A 17395-nucleotide genomic window follows, 5' to 3' on the forward strand; every position below is an offset into this window, starting at 1 on the left:
CGGTGGTGAATCGCTGGGGCAGGTGAAGGGTTACCGGCCCATCGCGAATCAATCCGCTCCCACAGGATCCAGCTCAGGTCGCTCCACCTTTGCGGCGACAGGTGAAGATTGGTGCGGTTTAAGCCACAATGCTTGCCAGTTTCCGGAGCGCCCCATGTCTGATTCCATCCAACACCTTGCCGTTGACGCCGTCCTCGACGCGACCGGTCTCAATTGCCCAGAGCCTGTGATGATGCTGCATCAAAAGGTGCGCGATCTGCCAGCCGGTGGTTTGCTCAAGGTCATTGCCACTGACCCCTCGACTCAGCGCGACATCCCCAAGTTCTGTGTCTTTCTGGATCATGAACTGGTCGACAGGCAGGTGGCCGACGGCGTTTACCTGTACTGGATTCGCAAGAACCCCGCATGAGTGCCTGCTGCCCCGATTGACTGACTGCGCCGCGCTGGTTCCCCGGCACGCGAGCGCCTACACTGCCGCGACTCCAGGGAGCCCACCATGCGCATAGTTGCCGACGAAAACATTCCACTGCTCGACGCTTTCTTTTCCGGCCTTGGCGACATCCGTCGTCATCCGGGACGTACCCTCGACCGCGCTGCGGTGGCCGACGCTGACATCCTGCTGGTGCGCTCGGTGACCAAGGTCAACCGCGAACTGCTCGAAGGCACAGCGGTTCGTTTCGTTGGGACCTGCACCATCGGTACCGATCACCTCGATCTCGACTACTTCAATGACGCCGGTATCCAGTGGGCCAGCGCGCCCGGCTGCAACGCCCGCGGGGTGGTGGATTATGTCCTTGGCAGCTTGCTGACGCTGGCGGAAATCGAAGGCGCCGATCTGGGCCGACGCACGTATGGCGTGGTGGGGGCGGGACAGGTCGGCGGTCGGCTGATCAAGGTGCTGCGCGAACTGGGCTGGAAAGTCCTGGTCTGCGATCCACCCCGGCAGGCTGCCGAAGGCGGCGATTACGTCAGCCTCGATGAGATCATCGAGCAATGCGATGTTGTCAGCCTGCATACACCCTTGAACAAGGCCGGCGATCTGCCGACCTGGCACCTGTTTGACCGCGCACGCCTGCGACAACTCAGGCAGGGTGCGTGGCTGATCAACGCGGCCCGCGGCCCGATCGTGGATAATGCAGCGCTGCTTGAGGTGCTGCTCGAGCGTGAAGACCTGCAGGCGGTGCTGGATGTCTGGGAACAGGAGCCGCTGGTGGACGTGGAGCTGGCCGAGTTGTGCGTCATCGGGACACCGCATATTGCCGGATACAGCCTCGATGGGCGCCAGCGCGGCACCGCGCAGATCTACCATGCGCTGTGCGCGCATCTCGGACAAGCACCCGCCATCTTTCTTGACGACCTGCTGCCCAAACCCTGGCTGGCGCAGGTCTCGCTGGACGCTGCTACCGATCCGGCGTGGGCGCTGAACATGCTTTGCCGTGGCGTCTATGATCCGCGCCGCGACGACGCGGATTTCCGTCGGAGTCTGGTGGGTGACTCTGTCAGCCAGCGTCTGGCCTTCGATGCCCTGCGTAAGCACTATCCGCCACGTCGGGAAATCGAAGGCCTGCGGGTGAGCATCGACGGGCATTGTGCAAACCTGCAGCGGATTGTTCAGGCGCTGGGTGCGGTATCGGTTTAACGGAAAACGTACTTCACAATGTAAGCGTGAAGATCGTTGAAGACTCGATAGGGCACCGGCTCAGGGCAGCGCTCGGAATTGGCCAACGCCAGGTGTGCGGCTTTCAGGGTTTCCCCGCGCTCGTCAAGTGACACGATCGGCGCGTTCACCAGTCTTGCGTAATTGTTGAATGCGCAGGGTTTGTTGGCTTCGGCGGTTCGCAGAATGCGCATCGCGTGATGCCGTGGCTCGATGACCACACCGTTTACGTCGGTAATGGATTGTGGGATCAGCTCACTGGATTGGGTGCATAGACTGCGGCAGACGACGCGACGGTCCCTGAGCACTCCGAAGCCGCGCTCGTACAAAGTGATGGTGGAACCTACCGAGGCAGCGCAGGCATTTTCGAACGCTGTCAGGATCGATTGGGCATTGGCCATACTTGCGTCGATGTTCTCAAGGCTGACGAATCGCTCCAGCTCCTTGCTTTCGATACTCTTTAGCGCACGTTCAATGGTCGATACGTGAGCGAACTCTCTTTTGCATCCGATCAGGTGTACCTCGAACTGGTATCCCTTACTGGCGGCATACATGGGCAGGCTTGCGAACTCTATGCTGTCCAGTGCTGTTTCGATAATGATGTTGTATTTGTTGGCAAACGCGTCCTGAAAAATCTTCCTGCCCAGGTCCCAGATAAACTGTTCGGTATGTGCATAAGCATGCAGCACGCCATGCTCAAGCATTTGCGCATACTGCGGATGCCTGGCCCGGTATTCAGGAATGTAAGGCCTGATGAAGTCAGAGTATTGCCCGCTGGGCAGCAGGGTATTTTCCAGCAGGTACGTTTTACCCGCTCCCTGGGCGCCCGCCACCACAAGCAGCTTGGGCGTTTTGCCGCCATCGGATGGCTCGGCAATCGCATCGAAGATACCGGGTGCAATTTCAGCGTATGTCTGGTTGATATCGGTTTGCGTGTAGTGGTAAGTCGGCGCGCGAGTCATGGCCTTTCCCTGATGTATATAAAGTGAATAAGTCAGGGATGGACGTAATAGGGACCAACACTTGCGTGTCAATTGAGGCGGTGTCGGATGTTTCTCAGGTTTTTGTGGGCTAGCAGCAGGTGGAAGACATTCAACGCATAAAAAAACCCGGCGCGGTGGCCGGGTTTCAAGGAAAATCTCTTAATCTTGCTCGTCGGGTCGTACCCAATACTTCTCGCATTCCTGACATGCGGCCTGAACCATTTCTTCAGTGATCAGAATCTGGTTTCCGTACTCGTCAAGTATCGCGCCGCCCAGTTGCAACTCGGCTTGGGGGCGTAATACGTGTTCTTGATTGCTACTGTGTTGCAAGCTCATGGCCTATCTCCTCATCAGATTGGGCGTTTCAATTTAGCCACGCTCCATGACCACGCCATGACACCCCTGGACGCATCGCGCGCCCTTACGGTCCCACCGACGGCAGCAACATTTGCCAGCCGGTCTCCGGGCCGATCCGCTGTAACCGCCCTTGGTTAACGTCATGACGCAGCGCTGGCGCAAGGTGGATACTTTTATGCTGACTGGCACCACACGCCTGAGTTCAGGAAAAGACGACGAGCGTGCATGAAAAGTCAGGTGTAGGCTCTGCGCTTGAGTTTTCATCGAGTGCATTTCATGTCATCAGTTTTCTCCGGCCGCCAGCGCCACGCTCTCCGCTTGGCACTGCGGATGATCGCGCCTTATCGCAAACAGGCCATCGGTGCGCTGGTGGCATTGATCGTGACTGCCGCCATTACGTTGTCGATGGGACAGGGCATCAAGCTGATGGTCGATCAGGGCTTCATGACCCGCTCGGTCACTCTGCTTAACGAAACCATCGGGCTATTCATGCTGCTGGTCGTTGCACTGGCGGTGGGTACCTTTACCCGTTTCTATCTGGTGTCGTGGATCGGCGAGCGGGTGGTGGCCGATCTGCGCAAACAGGTGTTCGACCATCTGGTCAGCCTGCATCCCGGGTTTTACGAGAGCAATCGCAGCTCGGAAATCCAGTCCCGACTGACGGCTGATACCACCTTGCTGCAATCGGTGATCGGCTCGTCGCTGTCGATGTTTCTGCGCAACGCGCTGATGGTGGTCGGCGGGGTGATCCTGCTGTTTTTCACCAACCCCAAGCTGACCAGCATCGTGGTTGTCGCATTGCCGCTGGTGGTGGCGCCGATTCTGATCTTCGGACGGCGGGTGCGCAGCCTTTCGCGCGAAAGCCAGGACCGTGTGGCGGACGTCGGCAGCTACGTTTCCGAGGCGTTGGGGCAGATCAAGACTGTCCAGGCGTATAACCACCAGGCGCAGGATCGTCAGCGATTTTCCCGCACTGCGGAGGATGCATTCGAAACCGCACGCAAGCGGATTCTGCAGCGTTCGTGGTTGATCACTCTGGTCATCGTGCTGGTGCTCGGTGCAGTGGCGGTGATGCTTTGGGTCGGTGGAATGGATGTCATTGCCGGACGAATCTCGGGGGGTGAACTGGCGGCGTTTGTGTTCTACAGCCTGATCGTTGGCAGTGCGTTCGGCACCCTCAGCGAGGTGATCGGGGAATTGCAGCGCGCTGCCGGTGCCGCCGAACGCATCACCGAGCTTTTGCAGGCGCGCAGTGAAATCACCCCGCCTGCCAGCGATGTCATGCAGTTGCCGGAGCGGGTGAGGGGTCGTCTGGCGCTGCAAGACGTCAGTTTTGCCTACCCGTCACGACCGGAGCGCAACGCGGTCGACGGCCTGAGCCTGACCATCGAAGCGGGGGAAACCCTGGCGCTGGTGGGGCCGTCAGGTGCAGGTAAATCCACGCTGTTCGATCTGTTGCTGCGTTTTTACGATCCCCAGCAAGGCCGGGTACTGATCGATGGAGTACCTGCCAAGCTTCTCGATCCGCACGACCTGCGCCGCTGTTTCGCCTGGGTGTCGCAGACGCCGGCGCTGTTTTTCGGCAGTGTCGAGGACAATCTTCGCTACGGGAATCCGGCTGCCAGCGACGAGGAGGTTCGAAGGGCCGCGCATATCGCCCATGCCGATGAGTTCATTCACCTGTTACCACAGGGTTACCAGACCCACCTGGGCGACAGTGGAATGGGCTTGTCCGGCGGGCAGCGTCAACGTCTGGCCATTGCCCGGGCGTTGCTGGCCGACGCGCCGATCCTGTTGCTCGACGAAGCCACCAGCGCACTGGATGCGCAGAGCGAGCACCTGATTCAGCAGGCGCTGCCGACGCTGATGCAAGGTCGCACGACGCTGGTGATCGCCCACCGGCTGGCCACTGTGCAGAACGCAGACCGGATTGCGGTGATGGATCAGGGACGGCTGGTCGCAGTGGGGACGCATCGGGATCTGATTGCCAGTAATCCGCTTTATGCACGGCTGGCGGCGTTGCAGTTCAACGGGGGAGTGGAGCTGGAGCGGTAAGTCGTTCGGCCAGATGAAAACGGCACCCGTTGGCGCCGTTTGCTTTTGTATCAATCTTTGCGGTATTCGCACAGATAGGCGGTTTCGTCGCTGACTTCCAGATCAAACTTGCTATTGGCCGGAACACGGAACTGGTCGCCAGCGCTGAAGGTTTCCCAGTCGCTGCCACCCGGCAGCAGCACTTTCAGCGAACCGGAGATCACGTGCATGATTTCGCGCTCTGCCGTGCCGAAGTTGTACTTGCCTGGAGCCATGACGCCGATGGTGGCCGCACCTTCCTTTTGCTGGAAAGCGATGGACTTGACGGTTCCGTCGAAATACTCGTTGACCTTGAACATGGCTGATCTCCTTGGAAGGGCTGGAAAAGGCCAAACAGTATGCCCAACGTACAAAAGGCCGTCATCCGCTTTGATAAATGCGTCACTTTCAGGCGGGAATCACCAGCGGCAGCAACCTTGCAGTATTGCGGGCGTCGGTCAGCGCCCGGTGTTGCTGACCATTGAAGTGCATCCCTGCCAGTTGCAGAGCGGTGTTCAATCCGCAGGGCTTTTGCAATTGCCGCGCCTGGGCGAAGCGCTGCTTGAGGTTGATATGCGGCAGGCTGCTCAACTCACTGGTCAATTGCTGTTGTTGCCATTGCTGCACCAGTTGCTCCCGGTCGTAATCGCCCCAACTGACCCAGCCCACCAGCCGCGTGCGATGGTGAGTCATCCACCGCTCGAATTGCGGCCAGATCATCGCCAGTGGCGCTGCCGTGTCGATCTGGCCCTGTTGTATATGCGTCAGTCCCCGGCAAAAAGGCGTCAGCTGCGGTCGTCGCGCCGGTCGCACGAGACGTTCGAAGTGATCTATCTCGCGACCGGCCGAGTTGACCACGCAAGCGCCGATCTCAATGATTTCCATCTCTGCCACAGGCCACCCGCCTTCTTCGGTGGTGGCCTCCAGGTCTATCACCAGCCAATGGGGCATTGCTCGCTCCCGTTTCCTAATCCATGGCACCGTCATGCAGCGTAGTCATGTCCAACTCGTTGCGTTCAACCCGTTAAGTTCGCGGGGGCTCATGGGTGGGACTCGCAGGGTGGGCGATGGTTTGACGAGGGCGACGATTTTTTTGTCGGGCCTGGGCGCGAATGTTGGCCAAACGCTTGCTTGGTGCAGGCGCTCGGCATAAATTGCGGCGCGAATACGTGCACGATCGTTCGGGCGGCAAATAAACCCGGCCTGCGTTTCGTTTGACCGTTGTCTAATTGTTCGCGAACGCATAGCTTACGCGTAATCCGATTCGCCAGAGGTGCTTTGTCTTGATGTCCACGCCGGTGCGAATGGCTTTGAAAACGCTGCTCATGGCGACGACCCCATTGTGGGCCTTGCAGGCAGGTGCTGAGCAGGTCGTGCGAATTGGTGCTGCGCATTTTCCGCCTTACACCATCCGTCCTGAGCGGGGCGAAGACACAGGCCTGCTGCCGCAGATGGTCAGCGCATTGAACGCCATGCAGAGCGATTACCGCTTTGAAATGGTGCCGACCTCGATTCCCCGACGTTTCCGCGACTTCCAGCAGCAACGGTTCGACATGGCGATCTTCGAGAACCCGGAGTGGGGCTGGAAGGACATTCCCCATGAGGACGTGGACATGGGGCTGGAGGATGCCGAAGTCTTCGTCGCCCATCGTCTGCAAGGGCGTACGCAACGCTATTTCGATGACCTGAAGGGCAAGCGTCTGGCGCTGTTCAGCGGCTATCACTATGCATTTGCCCACTTCAATCCCGATCCGAAATTTCTCGCTGAGCAGTACAACGCCACGCTGACCTATTCCCACGACAGCAATCTTTTGATGGTGCTGCGCGAGCGGGCGGACATTGCGTTGGTGACGCGTTCCTATTTGAGTACGTTCATGGCCGCTAATCCGCAGGATGCCGAGCAGTTCCTGATCTCCGACCGGGTTGATCAGGTCTATCGGCATTACGCATTGCTCAGGCCCAATGCACCGATCAGCGGAGAAAAGTTTGGTGAACTGCTCAAGCAACTGCGGGAGAACGGGCAGATGTTCAAAATTTTCCAGCCGTTCCGCATTGCCGTGACGCCGCAGGCTTCCCACCATGCAGTGGCGCTGGATTCGGTTGATGGCAGGGAGTGAGCAGGCGTAACGGCGCTGCGTTAAATGCACTGCGGTAGATGCACGGCAGGCGGGCGATGGAGCTCCACCGCCCGACCGGCTTAGCGGTCGCGTGCGTCCTTGGCGTCCATTTCAGCGTTGCGCTCGTGCACGCGCTTGAGCTGTTCTTCGGTCAGGGGCAGTTTTTTCGCTGAATCCTTGAGCATCAGCAAACCACCGACGATCGAGCCGATTGCAATTACCAGAATCAACCAGGCATACCAGGGCATGGGGGCTCTCTCCTTATTGTGATACGGCTTTGAGCCATTTCCCGGTCCAGTGGTTCAATTGCAGAAATGCCCGACAGGCCATGAACACCTGCATGTGCAGAACGACGAGCGCACAGGGCGACTCACCTTCCTGCGGCAGCGAATTCATGCACGAATCCCTGTGCACCATTTACCGATCACCGGGTCCCGCCCCGGGGGATGTTCAGCTACAATGCGCGCCGATTTCGACTTGCCAGAGAACCCGCTCATGTCCGTCTGCCAGACCCCTATCATCGTCGCCCTGGATTTCCCGACCCGCGAAGCCGCGTTGAGACTGGCCGATCAGCTGGACCCCAAGCTATGCCGGGTCAAGGTTGGCAAGGAGCTGTTTACCAGTTGCGCATCCGACATCGTCGAAACACTGAACAGCAAGGGCTTCGAAGTCTTCCTCGACCTCAAGTTCCACGACATTCCCAATACCACGGCAATGGCAGTCAAAGCTGCGGCCGAGATGGGCGTGTGGATGGTCAACGTGCATTGCTCCGGCGGCTTGCGCATGATGGCGGCTTGTCGCGATGTGCTGGATCAGCGCTCCGGGCCAAAGCCTCTGCTGATTGGCGTGACCGTACTGACCAGCATGGAGCGTGAGGATCTGGCGGGGATCGGTCTGGACATCGAGCCACAGGAACAGGTGCTGCGTCTGGCCGCGTTGGCCGAAAAGGCCGGTATGGATGGTCTGGTGTGTTCGGCGCTGGAAGCCCAGGCCCTGAAAGCCGCGCATCCGTCCCTGCAACGGGTGACGCCTGGCATTCGTCCGGCGGGCAGTGCGCAGGATGATCAACGCCGTATTCTGACCCCGCGTCAGGCGCTGGAAGCAGGCTCCGATTACCTGGTCATTGGTCGTCCGATCAGCCAGGCCGCCGACCCGGCGCAAGCGCTGGCGGCTGTGGTGGCAGAGCTGGCGTAAGCACTGGAGGTCCCGATCCTTTCGTAGGAGCCGGCTTGTTGGCAAACCGGCACTTCAGGCGTTGGAATGTGTCGGTGCAACTGCCCCTTTCGCCAGCCAGCTGGCTCCTACGGTGTCAGGTGAGTGTCAATAGCCGATTCGTTTCAGGATCGAATCCATGCTTTCCTTCGAAGGCCGGCCGTAGAACTTCAGCAGTTCCGACGCGCGATTGGTGAAGAAACCATCGACGCCATGGCTGCCTATTTCCTTGAAGTCCACCGCGTCATCCACGGTATACGGGTGGACGATCAGGCCGCGGTCGTGGGCCATCTTGTTCATCCATGGCTGCACCAGATCCATATAGCTCTGGTCTCCACCGTTCCTCAGTGCCGATGCCGGGCCTGTACCGATGGCCCCATGGGCTTTGGCCCAATCCATCCACGCCGCGAACTCTTCCTTGGATTTCACCTGCTGAGTGGCGTAGAAGCTGGCCTTGTCCTTCGCCCCCGAGTCCTTGAAGGTCTGGTCGGATGCGGCCTGAATGGAGCCGTCACCCAACCACAGCAACAGCACTTTTGGTGTGTGCGGCATGGCTTTGTGCAGCAGTTCCAGGCTCGGCTTCTCGAACGTCTGCAGCACCACCCGGCCCGGCGTATGCGCCACGTTGACATAGCCTTTATCGGCTTCAGGCCTTTGGCTCAGCCAACCGCGCTGTTCGAGCTTTCTCCTGAGGTCCTCTTCAATGCCCGGAAACTGCGCAGGCACCTTGGTTTCGATGTAGAGCCCCGGCTTGTTCTTGCCGCCCTCTGCGATGTCGATCACCTCATCAAGGGTCAGAATCTTCAACCCCGCGTAACTGGCGCGGGCACGATCCGCGTGCGCCTTGTTGAACCATGAGCCGGCGTCCAGGCGTTTGAGCTCTTCCAGCGTGAAGCTGCTGACCGGGTCTTTCGTACGAGTCGGATACACCCCGGCGATATTGGTGGTGCGCTCCAGTGTATCGTCGTGCAAGGCGATGAGCACACCGTCCCTGGTCCGCTGAATGTCCATTTCCAGATAGTCCGCCCCCAGCTCGCGGGCCAAGGTATAGGACGGCACCGTTTCCTCAGGCGCGTTGAACGAGGCGCCACGGTGAGCGATGACCGCAGGCCACGGCACACCGGCTTTCGCAGCCAGCGCCTTGCCCGGCTCGTCGGCCGCGACTGCCCATCCCGACGCCAACATGGCCCCCGTCAGCGCGGTGCTGAGCAACGTTCGGGAAAGCGACTTTGCAGTGAGTCCTTTGAGCATGGTGATGATGTTCCTTGTGTGCATGATTCATTCATGAGGCGGCGTTGATCACCGCTGCGCGTCAGTCAGCTTTTCGCTGCCGTGTTCCGGGCGCATCCTTCAGACCATAAACAGCTACCTGAGGTGCGGGCAAGTCGCGTGTCGCAGCGGGAAAACAACCGTCGCTGCGAGTGGCTGTCCGGCCCGGCGCTGCCCAAGCGCAGGTCTGCGAAATACGGCGCCAGTCTTATGGAGTTCCATGACGTTTAAACGTTAGCGTGCTCCACAATTGCGCTGACTCGCGCTACTGTCAGTGCCAGCGAATTTCTGCGAAGGAGTGATGATGAAGACGGTGTTGGTGTTAGTCGAGAGTGTGAACGAGTACTTGCCGATCCTTGAGGACAACGGATTTCGCCTGATCCTGGCGCCGACACCGGCGACGCGGGCGGACGCGGTGGCGACCCGTGGTCATGAAATCGATGCGGTACTGACCCGCGGGCCGCTCGGTGTTACAGCCGCTGAGATGGCGGCATTGCCCCGGCTTGGAATCATTTGTGTGCTCGGCGCCGGTTATGAGCAGGTGGACCTGCCGGCGGCCAAGGCGCGCGGGATCACCGTAACCAACGGCGCCGGGGTCAATGCACCGAGCGTGGCCGATCATGCGATGGCGTTGCTGTTGTCAGCGGTCCGCGATATTCCGCAGGCCGATGCGTCGGTGCGCCGGAGCGAGTGGCGCAAGATCACGCGGCCCTCGTTCGCCAACAAGCGCATCGGCATTCTGGGCCTGGGGGCGGTCGGCATGGCAATCGCCAGACGTGCGCTGGGTTTTGACATGCAGGTGAGCTATCACAGCCGTTCGCCACGTGACGACGTGGACTTCACCTATTGCGCGACGCCGTTGGCACTGGCTGCCGAGTCCGATTTTCTGATCGTCGCCACCCCCGGCGGCGGCGCAACCCGTCATCTGATCGACAAGGCCACTATCGAAGCGCTGGGCCCGCAGGGTTTCCTGGTGAATATCGCCCGGGCCAGCGTGGTAGACACCCAAGCCCTGATCGATGCCTTGCAGCATGGGCGTTTGGCCGGTGCGGCGCTGGATGTATTCGACGATGAGCCGCAGGTGCCCAATGCCCTGAAAACCCTGGGCAACGTGGTCCTGACGCCCCATGTCGCGGGCCTTTCACCGCAGGCTTCAAGCGACACCGTGCAGAGGGTGGCCGATAACCTGCTGGCGTTCTATGCGGGCAAGCCGGTGCTGACGCCTGTGCACAGTTGAGTCATGACGTTCAGGTTCATCGGGTACAGCATTGCCGCCCACTGGTTTTGAAACCGAATTCATCCCTCCAGCAACAAAGGAATTGCTCATGTCTTCATCTTCGGCCCTGAAAGTTGCGCTGGTCACGGGCGCAGGCAGCGGCATTGGTCGCGCCGTGGCATTGCAACTGCTGAGGGACGGCTATGCCGTGGTCCTGGCCGGGCGCCGTCCGGAGCCGTTGACTGCGCTGGCCGAGCAGGCGCAAGCGGCCGGTCAGCAGGCGCTGGCGGTGCCCACCGATGTGCGCGACTCCGTCAGCGTCGATGCATTGTTCACAGAGATTGAACGCACTTTCGGTCGGCTGGACGTCTCGTTCAACAATGCGGGGATCGGCGCGCCTGCGGTGCCGATGGATGAGCTGACGGTCGAGCAGTGGAAAAACGTGATCGATACCAACGTCACCGGCATGTTCCTTTGCGTGCGTGCCGCGTTTGGCCTGATGCGTCGCCAGATTCCACAGGGTGGCCGGATCATCAATAACGGTTCGATATCGGCCCACACCCCGCGCCTTTTCAGCTCGCCGTACACTTCCAGCAAACATGCGGTATTGGGGTTGACCAAGAGCACGGCGCTGGATGGTCGGCAATACAACATCGCCTGCGGGCAGATCGACATCGGCAATGCCCTGACCGAAATGACCGATCGCATGACCAAGGGCGTGTTGCAGCCCAATGGCGAATTGCAGGTCGAACCCACGATGAACGTGCAGCATGTGGCCGACGCCGTGAGCCATATGGCTAGCCTGCCGTTGTCAGCCAACGTGCTGAACCTGACGGTGATGGCGACCCACATGCCATTCGTAGGGCGTGGTTGAATCAGGTCTGGATAAGCACGCTCATTCCCACCGTGATTGGTCGCGGCTCAACTGCGTGAAGCCCCGATGTCGGCGTCAGGGCAGTTCAATTGCCCGTGTCAGCTCGCTGAACAACGCCGACACCGAGCGCAGTGCGCGGCAGTCCGGTCGGGTCAGCAGCCACAATGCCGTGTCGTAGCCCTCCAGCGGTTCACCCAGACGCTGTAGATCGCCTTCCCTGAGCATGAAGTCAGGCAGGGCTGCTACGCCCATCCCCGCGCGCACCAACTGTGCGACGGCGAGCATAGAACTGCAGCGGTAGGCCAGGTTCACCTTTGGCAACTGCTGGCGCCGCCAGGAGACTGTCGGGTGATCCGGCAGAAAATCATCCGGTGCGATCCAGCGCATGTCTTCAAGCGCGCGCTCCCCGCACTGCTGTAAATAAGATTCGTTGGCGCACACCTGATACGACACTGTGCCCAGGCGAGTGCCGACCAGATGCTCAGGCGGGGCGTTGGTCAGACGCAACGCTATGTCGGCGTCGCGGCGGCTGAGGTTGGCGAAGGTGCTGGACGTGTTGAGTTCAAGTTTCAGCCCCGGATAGTCGGGCATGAAACGTGTCAGCGCCGGCAACAGCAGATTCTGCAACACCGCTTCGGTGCAGGTCAGGCGCACGGTGCCGCTGATGACCTGGTGGCCCTGATCCAGGCTGATCTGCGCCAGTGCCAGAGCCTGCTCGGCACTTTCTGCCTGCTGCGCCAGCGCCAGTGCAGCGCTGGTCGCCTGATAGCCGGTACGGTTCTTCTCGAACAGCGCGGTGCCGGCCGAGGCCTCCAGGCGCCGCACCGCACGAAACACCGTGGACACGTCGAGGCTAAGCAGCTGCGCCGCTCTGGACAGGTTCTTTCCGCGCACCAGCGCGAGGATCAGGGTGAGATCGGTATGGTTGATTCGGTATTGCGCGGCTGCATTGATCACTTGCCTGAACGCCAATTCTGATTGCATGAGCACAAGCTTATAGTCAGCGCCGGACTTATCGCAAAGCGTTTTGATATCAAGGAGCAGGCATGAAACACAAGCAGGTGATCCGCATCGCGCTGGTCGGTGATTATGACGAAGACGTGCCCGCGCACCAGGCGATTCCTGTGGCATTGGAGCGAGCGGCCGGTGAGACGGGTATCGGGGTCGAGTTCCAATGGCTCCCCACACCTGAAATTGGCGATGCTGCGAATTTAAAAGCCTTCGACGGCATCTGGTGTGTGCCGGCCAGCCCTTATCGCGACATGAACGGTGCATTGACCGCGATCCGTTACGCGCGCGAGCAGCGGGTGGCTTTCCTTGGCACATGCGGTGGCTTTCAGCACGCGGTGCTGGAGTATGCACGGCATCATTTAGGCTGGGTCGACGCCGAACATGGCGAGACTGCTCCCGATTCGGATCAGGCCATCATCACCCCGCTCAGTTGTTCGCTGGTCGAGGCGTTCGCGCCGATTCGGCTGCTGCCCGGTTCCCGCATCGCCAACGCCTACGCCGCCGAGCAAACCCATGAGCGTTACCGCTGCCGTTATGGCCTGCGCAAGGAACTGGAGGCGCAGATATTCGCCGGGCCGCTGAAAGTCAGTGGCTACGATCAGGACAACGAAGTCCGTGCCATGGAGCTGGACGGTCATCCGTTCTTCGTCGCCACGCTGTTTCAGCCTGAGCGGGCCGCGCTGGAAGGCATGACGCCGCCTCTGGTCAAGGCTTTCGTACTGGCCTGTGCGAAAAGTGAGGACAGCCGCGATGATTGAAACCCTCCCGTCGCCTTATTACGCCGTGATCTTTACCTCGGTTCGGACCGCCACTGGCGCTGAGGAGTACGAGCGGGCCTCGCAGAGAATGCTGGAACTGGTGCAGGCGCAGCCCGGTTTCCTGGGGGTGAAATCGGTTCGCGGCGAAGACGGACTGGGCATCACGGTCTCCTGCTGGACCGATCAGGCAGCGATTCTGGCCTGGAAAAATCACCCGGAACATCAGGAGATTCGTGAGCGCGGTCGCAGGATCTGGTATCGCTCCTATCACATCCGCATCACCCGTGTAGAGCGCAGTTACAGCGCTTGACCTGTCTGTGATGATGCGTTCAGGTGTCGGCCATCGCATCCCTGGCCGACTCCTGCTTCGCCGCGTTGCGTCGACCGCTTTGCACCTTGCTGCACAACACGCTGCACCCTCACTGGCCGCAGTGGTTGCGACGCTTCGCGCAAATCAGCGAGGGATCGGGCAGGGCAATCCCCGGCATTCATTCCGACCAGCCGTTGCTGGCCATCGAGGCGCACGGCGCAGTCAGGCAGTGGTCATCACCAGCGAATGGTTAACCCAGGGAGGTGGTGAACGGGTTGCTGGTTGAGCCCTTCGAGCAACCATTGCCGCTGTCGAAGGGCTACTACCTGGTGCAGCCCAAACACGCGATCCTGCGCCCGACGGTTCAGGCGGTGAGGGCGTGGTTGATAGGTGAGGCCGCGGCCCTTACGGCATCATCGGCGGGACATACGCCAGCGTCGCACCCAATGCCCACAACAGAAACAACACCAGCGGGGTGTGCACCAGCAACTGCACGAACGAGAAGCCGATCAGATCCCGCGCCTTGATCCCCAGAACGCCCAGCAGCGGCAGCATATAAAACGGGTTGATCAGGTTCGGTAGCGCTTCGGCGGCGTTGTAGATCTGCACCGCCCAGCCCAGGTGGTATTTCAGGTCGTTGGCGACTTGCATCACGTAAGGCGCTTCGATGACCCACTTGCCGCCACCGGAAGGGATGAAGAACCCGAGGATCGCCGAATACACACCCATCAGCAGTGCATAGGTGTCGTGGGAGGCGATACGGATGAAGAAGGTCGATATGTGGTGCGCCACGGTTTGTGCGTCGCCGCCCTTGACCGTGGTCAGCAGCGCGGCGATCGAACCGTAGAGCGGGAACTGAATCAGCACCCCGGTGGTGGTTGGGACGGCACGGGCCACGGCATCCAGAAAACTGCGCGGGCGCCAGTGCAGCAGGGCGCCGACCATGATGAACAGAAAGTTGTAGGTGTTCAGACCGGAAATCGCCGTGATCGCGGACTTGGTGCTGAACTCGTTGTACAGCCAGCCGGACGCCAGGATGACCATCAGAATGATCAACAGCGGGCTGTATTCCAGCCACTCACCTGGCCGGGTGCGCGCGGGCAATGGCGGCAGGCTGAATGCCGGGTCAACGCCACATGCCTTGGCATCGCGGGCATTGGCCGGGCCGGGAGCGGTGGCGTAGGCAACGATGATCGAGACCACCACCAGCGTGAGCAGCATCAGGCCCGATTGCCAGAGGAAGATCGTCTGGGTAAACGGGATCATCCCGGTGATCGCCAGAATCGACGGTGGCAGGCTGGCCGGGTTGGCTTGCAACTGCGCCGCTGACGACGACAGTCCCAATGCCCAGACTGCGCCCAGCCCCAGATAGGCCGCCGCACCGGCCGCGCGGTAGTCCATTTTCAGGTCGGTACGGCGAGCCAGCGCACGCACCAGCAGGCCACCGAACACCAGCGACAGCCCCCAGTTGAGCAGCGAGGCTACCATCGAAATCAATGCGACCCACGCCACGGCCGAGCGACCGTTTTTCGGGATGCGCGCCAGGCGGTCGATGAGTTTCACCGCAGGTGGCGAACTGGCCACGACGTAGCCGCCGATGACCACGAAGGCCATTTGCATGGTAAACGGGATCAGGCTCCAGAAACCGTCGCCGAAGGCTTTGGCGGCGTCGGCCGGTTTGGCGCCGATGGCCAGCGTGGCGAGGGTGACGATCACCACGGCCAGCGCGGCGAACACCCAGGAGTCAGGGAACCAGCGTTCGGCCCACTGGGCGCAGCGCAGTGCAAATCGAGCGTAGCGGCTTTCTTTAATCGTCTCGGCCACGGGTTTTTTACCTCTTGGAATTATTGTCCAGGTGCTATTCGGGTAGCTGTTCTTGGGATGGCAGTGTTGAAAAGGTGCAGCGCTGATACGGCAAAGCCCCTTCGTTACGGAAGGGGCTGAGGGGTATGGCGATGTCACGCCGGTCGATCGGGCAGACCGTTGTGATTCAGGTCGAAGACCTACAGGTTTATGCCTGTTGTCAAAATGTCATCTCGACCACATCGTCCGGCACGATCAATTTGCCAGCGGTCCTGGCGACGATTTCCTCGACGCTTACCCCAGGCGCAGTCTCGCGCAGAATGAAAGCGCCGTTTTCGATTTCGAGGTAAGCCAGGTCGGTCAGTACTTTCTTGATGCAGCCAGCGCCGGTCAGCGGCAGGCTGCAGCGCGACAGCAGTTTCGATTCGCCGTCCTTCGACGCGTGCGTCATGGTCACGATGATGTTGTCGGCACCGGCCACCAGATCCATCGCACCGCCCATGCCCTTGACCAGTTTCCCGGGAATCATCCAGGAGGCGATGTTGCCTTCGACGTCGACTTCGAAAGCACCGAGCACGGTCAGGTCGACATGGCCGCCACGGATCATCGCGAAGGACTCGGCGGAGGAAAAGATCGAGGCGCCTTTGCGCGCCGTCACGGTCTGCTTGCCGGCGTTGATCATGTCGGCATCGATGGTTTCTTCGGTAGGAAATGCGCCCATGCCTAGCAGGCCGTTTTCCGATTGCAGCATCACGTCGATACCGTCAGGGACATAGTTGGCGACCAGGGTCGGAATGCCGATGCCCAGGTTCACGTAGAAGCCGTCTTGCAGTTCGCGCGCAACGCGCTGGGCCATTTGTTCGCGGGAGAGTGCCATGCGGTGGGTCTCTTTTATTGTGTCCGGCAAGCCGCTGCGAGTGAGCAAGCTGCCTGCGGGGTATCGATGAAGGGTTTCGATTCGGTGCGCCAGGTCAGGCTTTCCTGACCGTGCGCTGCTCGATGCGTTTCTCGAAAGTGCCCAGGATCACCCGGTCGACATAGATGCCCGGCGTATGAATTTCAGTCGGCAGCAGCACGCCCGGCTCGACGATTTCCTCGACTTCAACCACGGTGATCCTGCCGGCGGTGGCCGCGACCGGGTTGAAATTCTGCGCAGTGTGGCGATAGACCACGTTACCGAAGTGGTCGGCCTTCCAGCCCTTGATGATCGCGAAGTCGCCAGTAATGGCCTCTTCCAGAATCACGTTGCGGCCGTTGAACTGGCGGGTTTCCTTGCCTTCGGCGACAGGCGTGCCGTAGCCGGTTGCGGTGTAGAAGGCGGGGATCCCAGCACCGCCTGCGCGCATTTTTTCGGCGAGGGTGCCTTGAGGGGTGAGTTCGACTTCCAGTTCACCACTGAGCAACTGGCGTTCGAACAGGGCGTTTTCACCGACGTAGGAGGCGATCATTTTGCGGATCTGCCGGTCTTCCAGCAGGATGCCCAGGCCGAACCCATCGACCCCGCAATTGTTGGACACGACGGTCAGCCCTTTCACGCCAAGGCGCTTGATTTCGGCGATGAGGTTTTCCGGAATCCCGCAAAGGCCGAAGCCCCCGGAAAGCACAGTCATGTTGTCGGTCAGCCCGGCGAGGGCCTCTTCGTAGGTCGCCACTCGTTTGTCGAGTCCAGCCATGGTGATGTCCCGCCTTCGTTGTAGTTATGTGCGACAAGGTTTTTGTCGGCAAGCGTTCAGGGCATCTTCTCCCGCACCCAAT

20 protein-coding genes are annotated in these 17395 nt (G+C 60.3%); 9 read left to right on the forward strand and 11 right to left on the reverse strand.

All coding sequences use genetic code 11. The features are described 5' to 3' along the window. The first annotated feature begins 154 nt into the window (after positions 1–154). Together tusA and pdxB are read left to right on the forward strand one after the other, a co-directional pair. Positions 155–409, forward strand: a complete 255-nt coding sequence (gene tusA / locus EC915_RS16605) for a sulfurtransferase TusA (protein ID WP_133751611.1) — start codon at positions 155–157, stop codon at positions 407–409. An 87-nt stretch (positions 410–496) separates the two neighbouring features. Continuing rightward, complete coding sequence (gene pdxB / locus EC915_RS16610) at positions 497–1639, forward strand: 4-phosphoerythronate dehydrogenase PdxB (RefSeq protein WP_133751612.1); 1143 nt, start codon at positions 497–499, stop codon at positions 1637–1639. Here the strand turns inward: pdxB and EC915_RS16615 are convergent. Beyond that, positions 1636–2619, reverse strand: a complete 984-nt coding sequence (locus EC915_RS16615; RefSeq protein ID WP_133751613.1) for a zeta toxin family protein — start codon at positions 2617–2619, stop codon at positions 1636–1638. The two genes, pdxB and EC915_RS16615, sit on opposite strands and share 4 nt — an antisense overlap. A gap of 180 nt (positions 2620–2799) precedes the next feature. After that, on the reverse strand, positions 2800–2976 hold the full coding sequence (locus EC915_RS24865) for a PA1571 family protein (protein ID WP_166651005.1): 177 nt from the start codon (positions 2974–2976) through the stop codon (positions 2800–2802). 297 nt (positions 2977–3273) lie between these two features. On the opposite strand from EC915_RS24865, the gene EC915_RS16620 reads away from it, so the two are divergent. Continuing rightward, positions 3274–5052 carry an ABC transporter transmembrane domain-containing protein gene (locus tag EC915_RS16620; RefSeq protein WP_133751614.1) on the forward strand — a complete coding sequence of 593 codons (1779 nt, stop codon included), beginning with the start codon at positions 3274–3276 and terminating at the stop codon, positions 5050–5052. A 50-nt stretch (positions 5053–5102) separates the two neighbouring features. Here EC915_RS16620 and EC915_RS16625 read toward each other — a convergent pair whose 3' ends face one another. Together EC915_RS16625 and EC915_RS16630 are read right to left on the reverse strand one after the other, a co-directional pair. Beyond that, positions 5103–5390, reverse strand: a complete 288-nt coding sequence (locus tag EC915_RS16625; protein WP_133751615.1) for a pyrimidine/purine nucleoside phosphorylase — start codon at positions 5388–5390, stop codon at positions 5103–5105. Positions 5391–5478: 88 nt separating this feature from the next. Then, positions 5479–6021, reverse strand: coding sequence for an exonuclease domain-containing protein (locus tag EC915_RS16630; protein ID WP_133751616.1), 543 nt, complete (start codon positions 6019–6021; stop codon positions 5479–5481). Positions 6022–6356: 335 nt separating this feature from the next. On the opposite strand from EC915_RS16630, the gene EC915_RS16635 reads away from it, so the two are divergent. Further along, positions 6357–7187: an ABC transporter substrate-binding protein gene (locus tag EC915_RS16635; protein ID WP_133751617.1), complete on the forward strand. Its 831-nt coding sequence runs from the start codon at positions 6357–6359 to the stop codon at positions 7185–7187. Positions 7188–7267: 80 nt separating this feature from the next. Here the strand turns inward: EC915_RS16635 and EC915_RS16640 are convergent, their stop codons facing one another. Further along, positions 7268–7435, reverse strand: coding sequence for a DUF2897 family protein (locus EC915_RS16640; RefSeq protein ID WP_133751618.1), 168 nt, complete (start codon positions 7433–7435; stop codon positions 7268–7270). A gap of 13 nt (positions 7436–7448) precedes the next feature. Further along, positions 7449–7583 carry a hypothetical protein gene (locus EC915_RS25310; protein WP_256658752.1) on the reverse strand — a complete coding sequence of 45 codons (135 nt, stop codon included), beginning with the start codon at positions 7581–7583 and terminating at the stop codon, positions 7449–7451. A 99-nt stretch (positions 7584–7682) separates the two neighbouring features. Here EC915_RS25310 and pyrF point away from each other — a divergent pair, with 99 nt between their 5' ends. Then, a complete protein-coding gene (gene pyrF, locus EC915_RS16645; RefSeq protein ID WP_166651006.1) occupies positions 7683–8381 on the forward strand; it encodes an orotidine-5'-phosphate decarboxylase in 699 nt (232 codons plus the stop codon). Positions 8382–8507: 126 nt separating this feature from the next. Here the strand turns inward: pyrF and EC915_RS16650 are convergent, their stop codons facing one another. After that, positions 8508–9650 carry a glycerophosphodiester phosphodiesterase gene (locus EC915_RS16650; RefSeq protein ID WP_133751656.1) on the reverse strand — a complete coding sequence of 381 codons (1143 nt, stop codon included), beginning with the start codon at positions 9648–9650 and terminating at the stop codon, positions 8508–8510. A gap of 322 nt (positions 9651–9972) precedes the next feature. Here EC915_RS16650 and EC915_RS16655 point away from each other — a divergent pair, with 322 nt between their 5' ends. Together EC915_RS16655 and EC915_RS16660 are read left to right on the forward strand one after the other, a co-directional pair. Continuing rightward, a complete protein-coding gene (locus EC915_RS16655) occupies positions 9973–10905 on the forward strand; it encodes a 2-hydroxyacid dehydrogenase (RefSeq protein ID WP_133751620.1) in 933 nt (310 codons plus the stop codon). Positions 10906–10993: 88 nt separating this feature from the next. Beyond that, positions 10994–11758: an SDR family oxidoreductase gene (locus tag EC915_RS16660; protein ID WP_133751621.1), complete on the forward strand. Its 765-nt coding sequence runs from the start codon at positions 10994–10996 to the stop codon at positions 11756–11758. Positions 11759–11833: 75 nt separating this feature from the next. Here EC915_RS16660 and EC915_RS16665 read toward each other — a convergent pair whose 3' ends face one another. Then, a complete protein-coding gene (locus EC915_RS16665) occupies positions 11834–12742 on the reverse strand; it encodes a LysR family transcriptional regulator (RefSeq protein WP_133751622.1) in 909 nt (302 codons plus the stop codon). Positions 12743–12804: 62 nt separating this feature from the next. On the opposite strand from EC915_RS16665, the gene EC915_RS16670 reads away from it, so the two are divergent. Continuing rightward, positions 12805–13527: a CTP synthase gene (locus tag EC915_RS16670; RefSeq protein WP_133751623.1), complete on the forward strand. Its 723-nt coding sequence runs from the start codon at positions 12805–12807 to the stop codon at positions 13525–13527. Next, positions 13520–13837 carry an antibiotic biosynthesis monooxygenase gene (locus EC915_RS16675; RefSeq protein WP_133751624.1) on the forward strand — a complete coding sequence of 106 codons (318 nt, stop codon included), beginning with the start codon at positions 13520–13522 and terminating at the stop codon, positions 13835–13837. Before EC915_RS16670 ends, EC915_RS16675 begins: the two co-directional genes overlap by 8 nt. 405 nt (positions 13838–14242) lie before the next feature. On the opposite strand, the gene EC915_RS16680 is transcribed toward EC915_RS16675, so the two are convergent. From EC915_RS16680 to EC915_RS16690, 3 genes are all read right to left on the reverse strand, one after another. Further along, positions 14243–15661, reverse strand: coding sequence for a short-chain fatty acid transporter (locus EC915_RS16680; protein ID WP_133751625.1), 1419 nt, complete (start codon positions 15659–15661; stop codon positions 14243–14245). Positions 15662–15860: 199 nt separating this feature from the next. Continuing rightward, positions 15861–16517, reverse strand: a complete 657-nt coding sequence (locus EC915_RS16685; RefSeq protein WP_133751626.1) for a CoA transferase subunit B — start codon at positions 16515–16517, stop codon at positions 15861–15863. Positions 16518–16611: 94 nt separating this feature from the next. Further along, complete coding sequence (locus EC915_RS16690; protein ID WP_133751627.1) at positions 16612–17313, reverse strand: CoA transferase subunit A; 702 nt, start codon at positions 17311–17313, stop codon at positions 16612–16614. Positions 17314–17395: the final 82 nt, after the last annotated feature.

Origin of the sequence: Pseudomonas sp. LP_7_YM (genome assembly GCF_004364435.1) — a bacterium.
In the GTDB taxonomy this organism is placed as follows: domain Bacteria; phylum Pseudomonadota; class Gammaproteobacteria; order Pseudomonadales; family Pseudomonadaceae; genus Aquipseudomonas.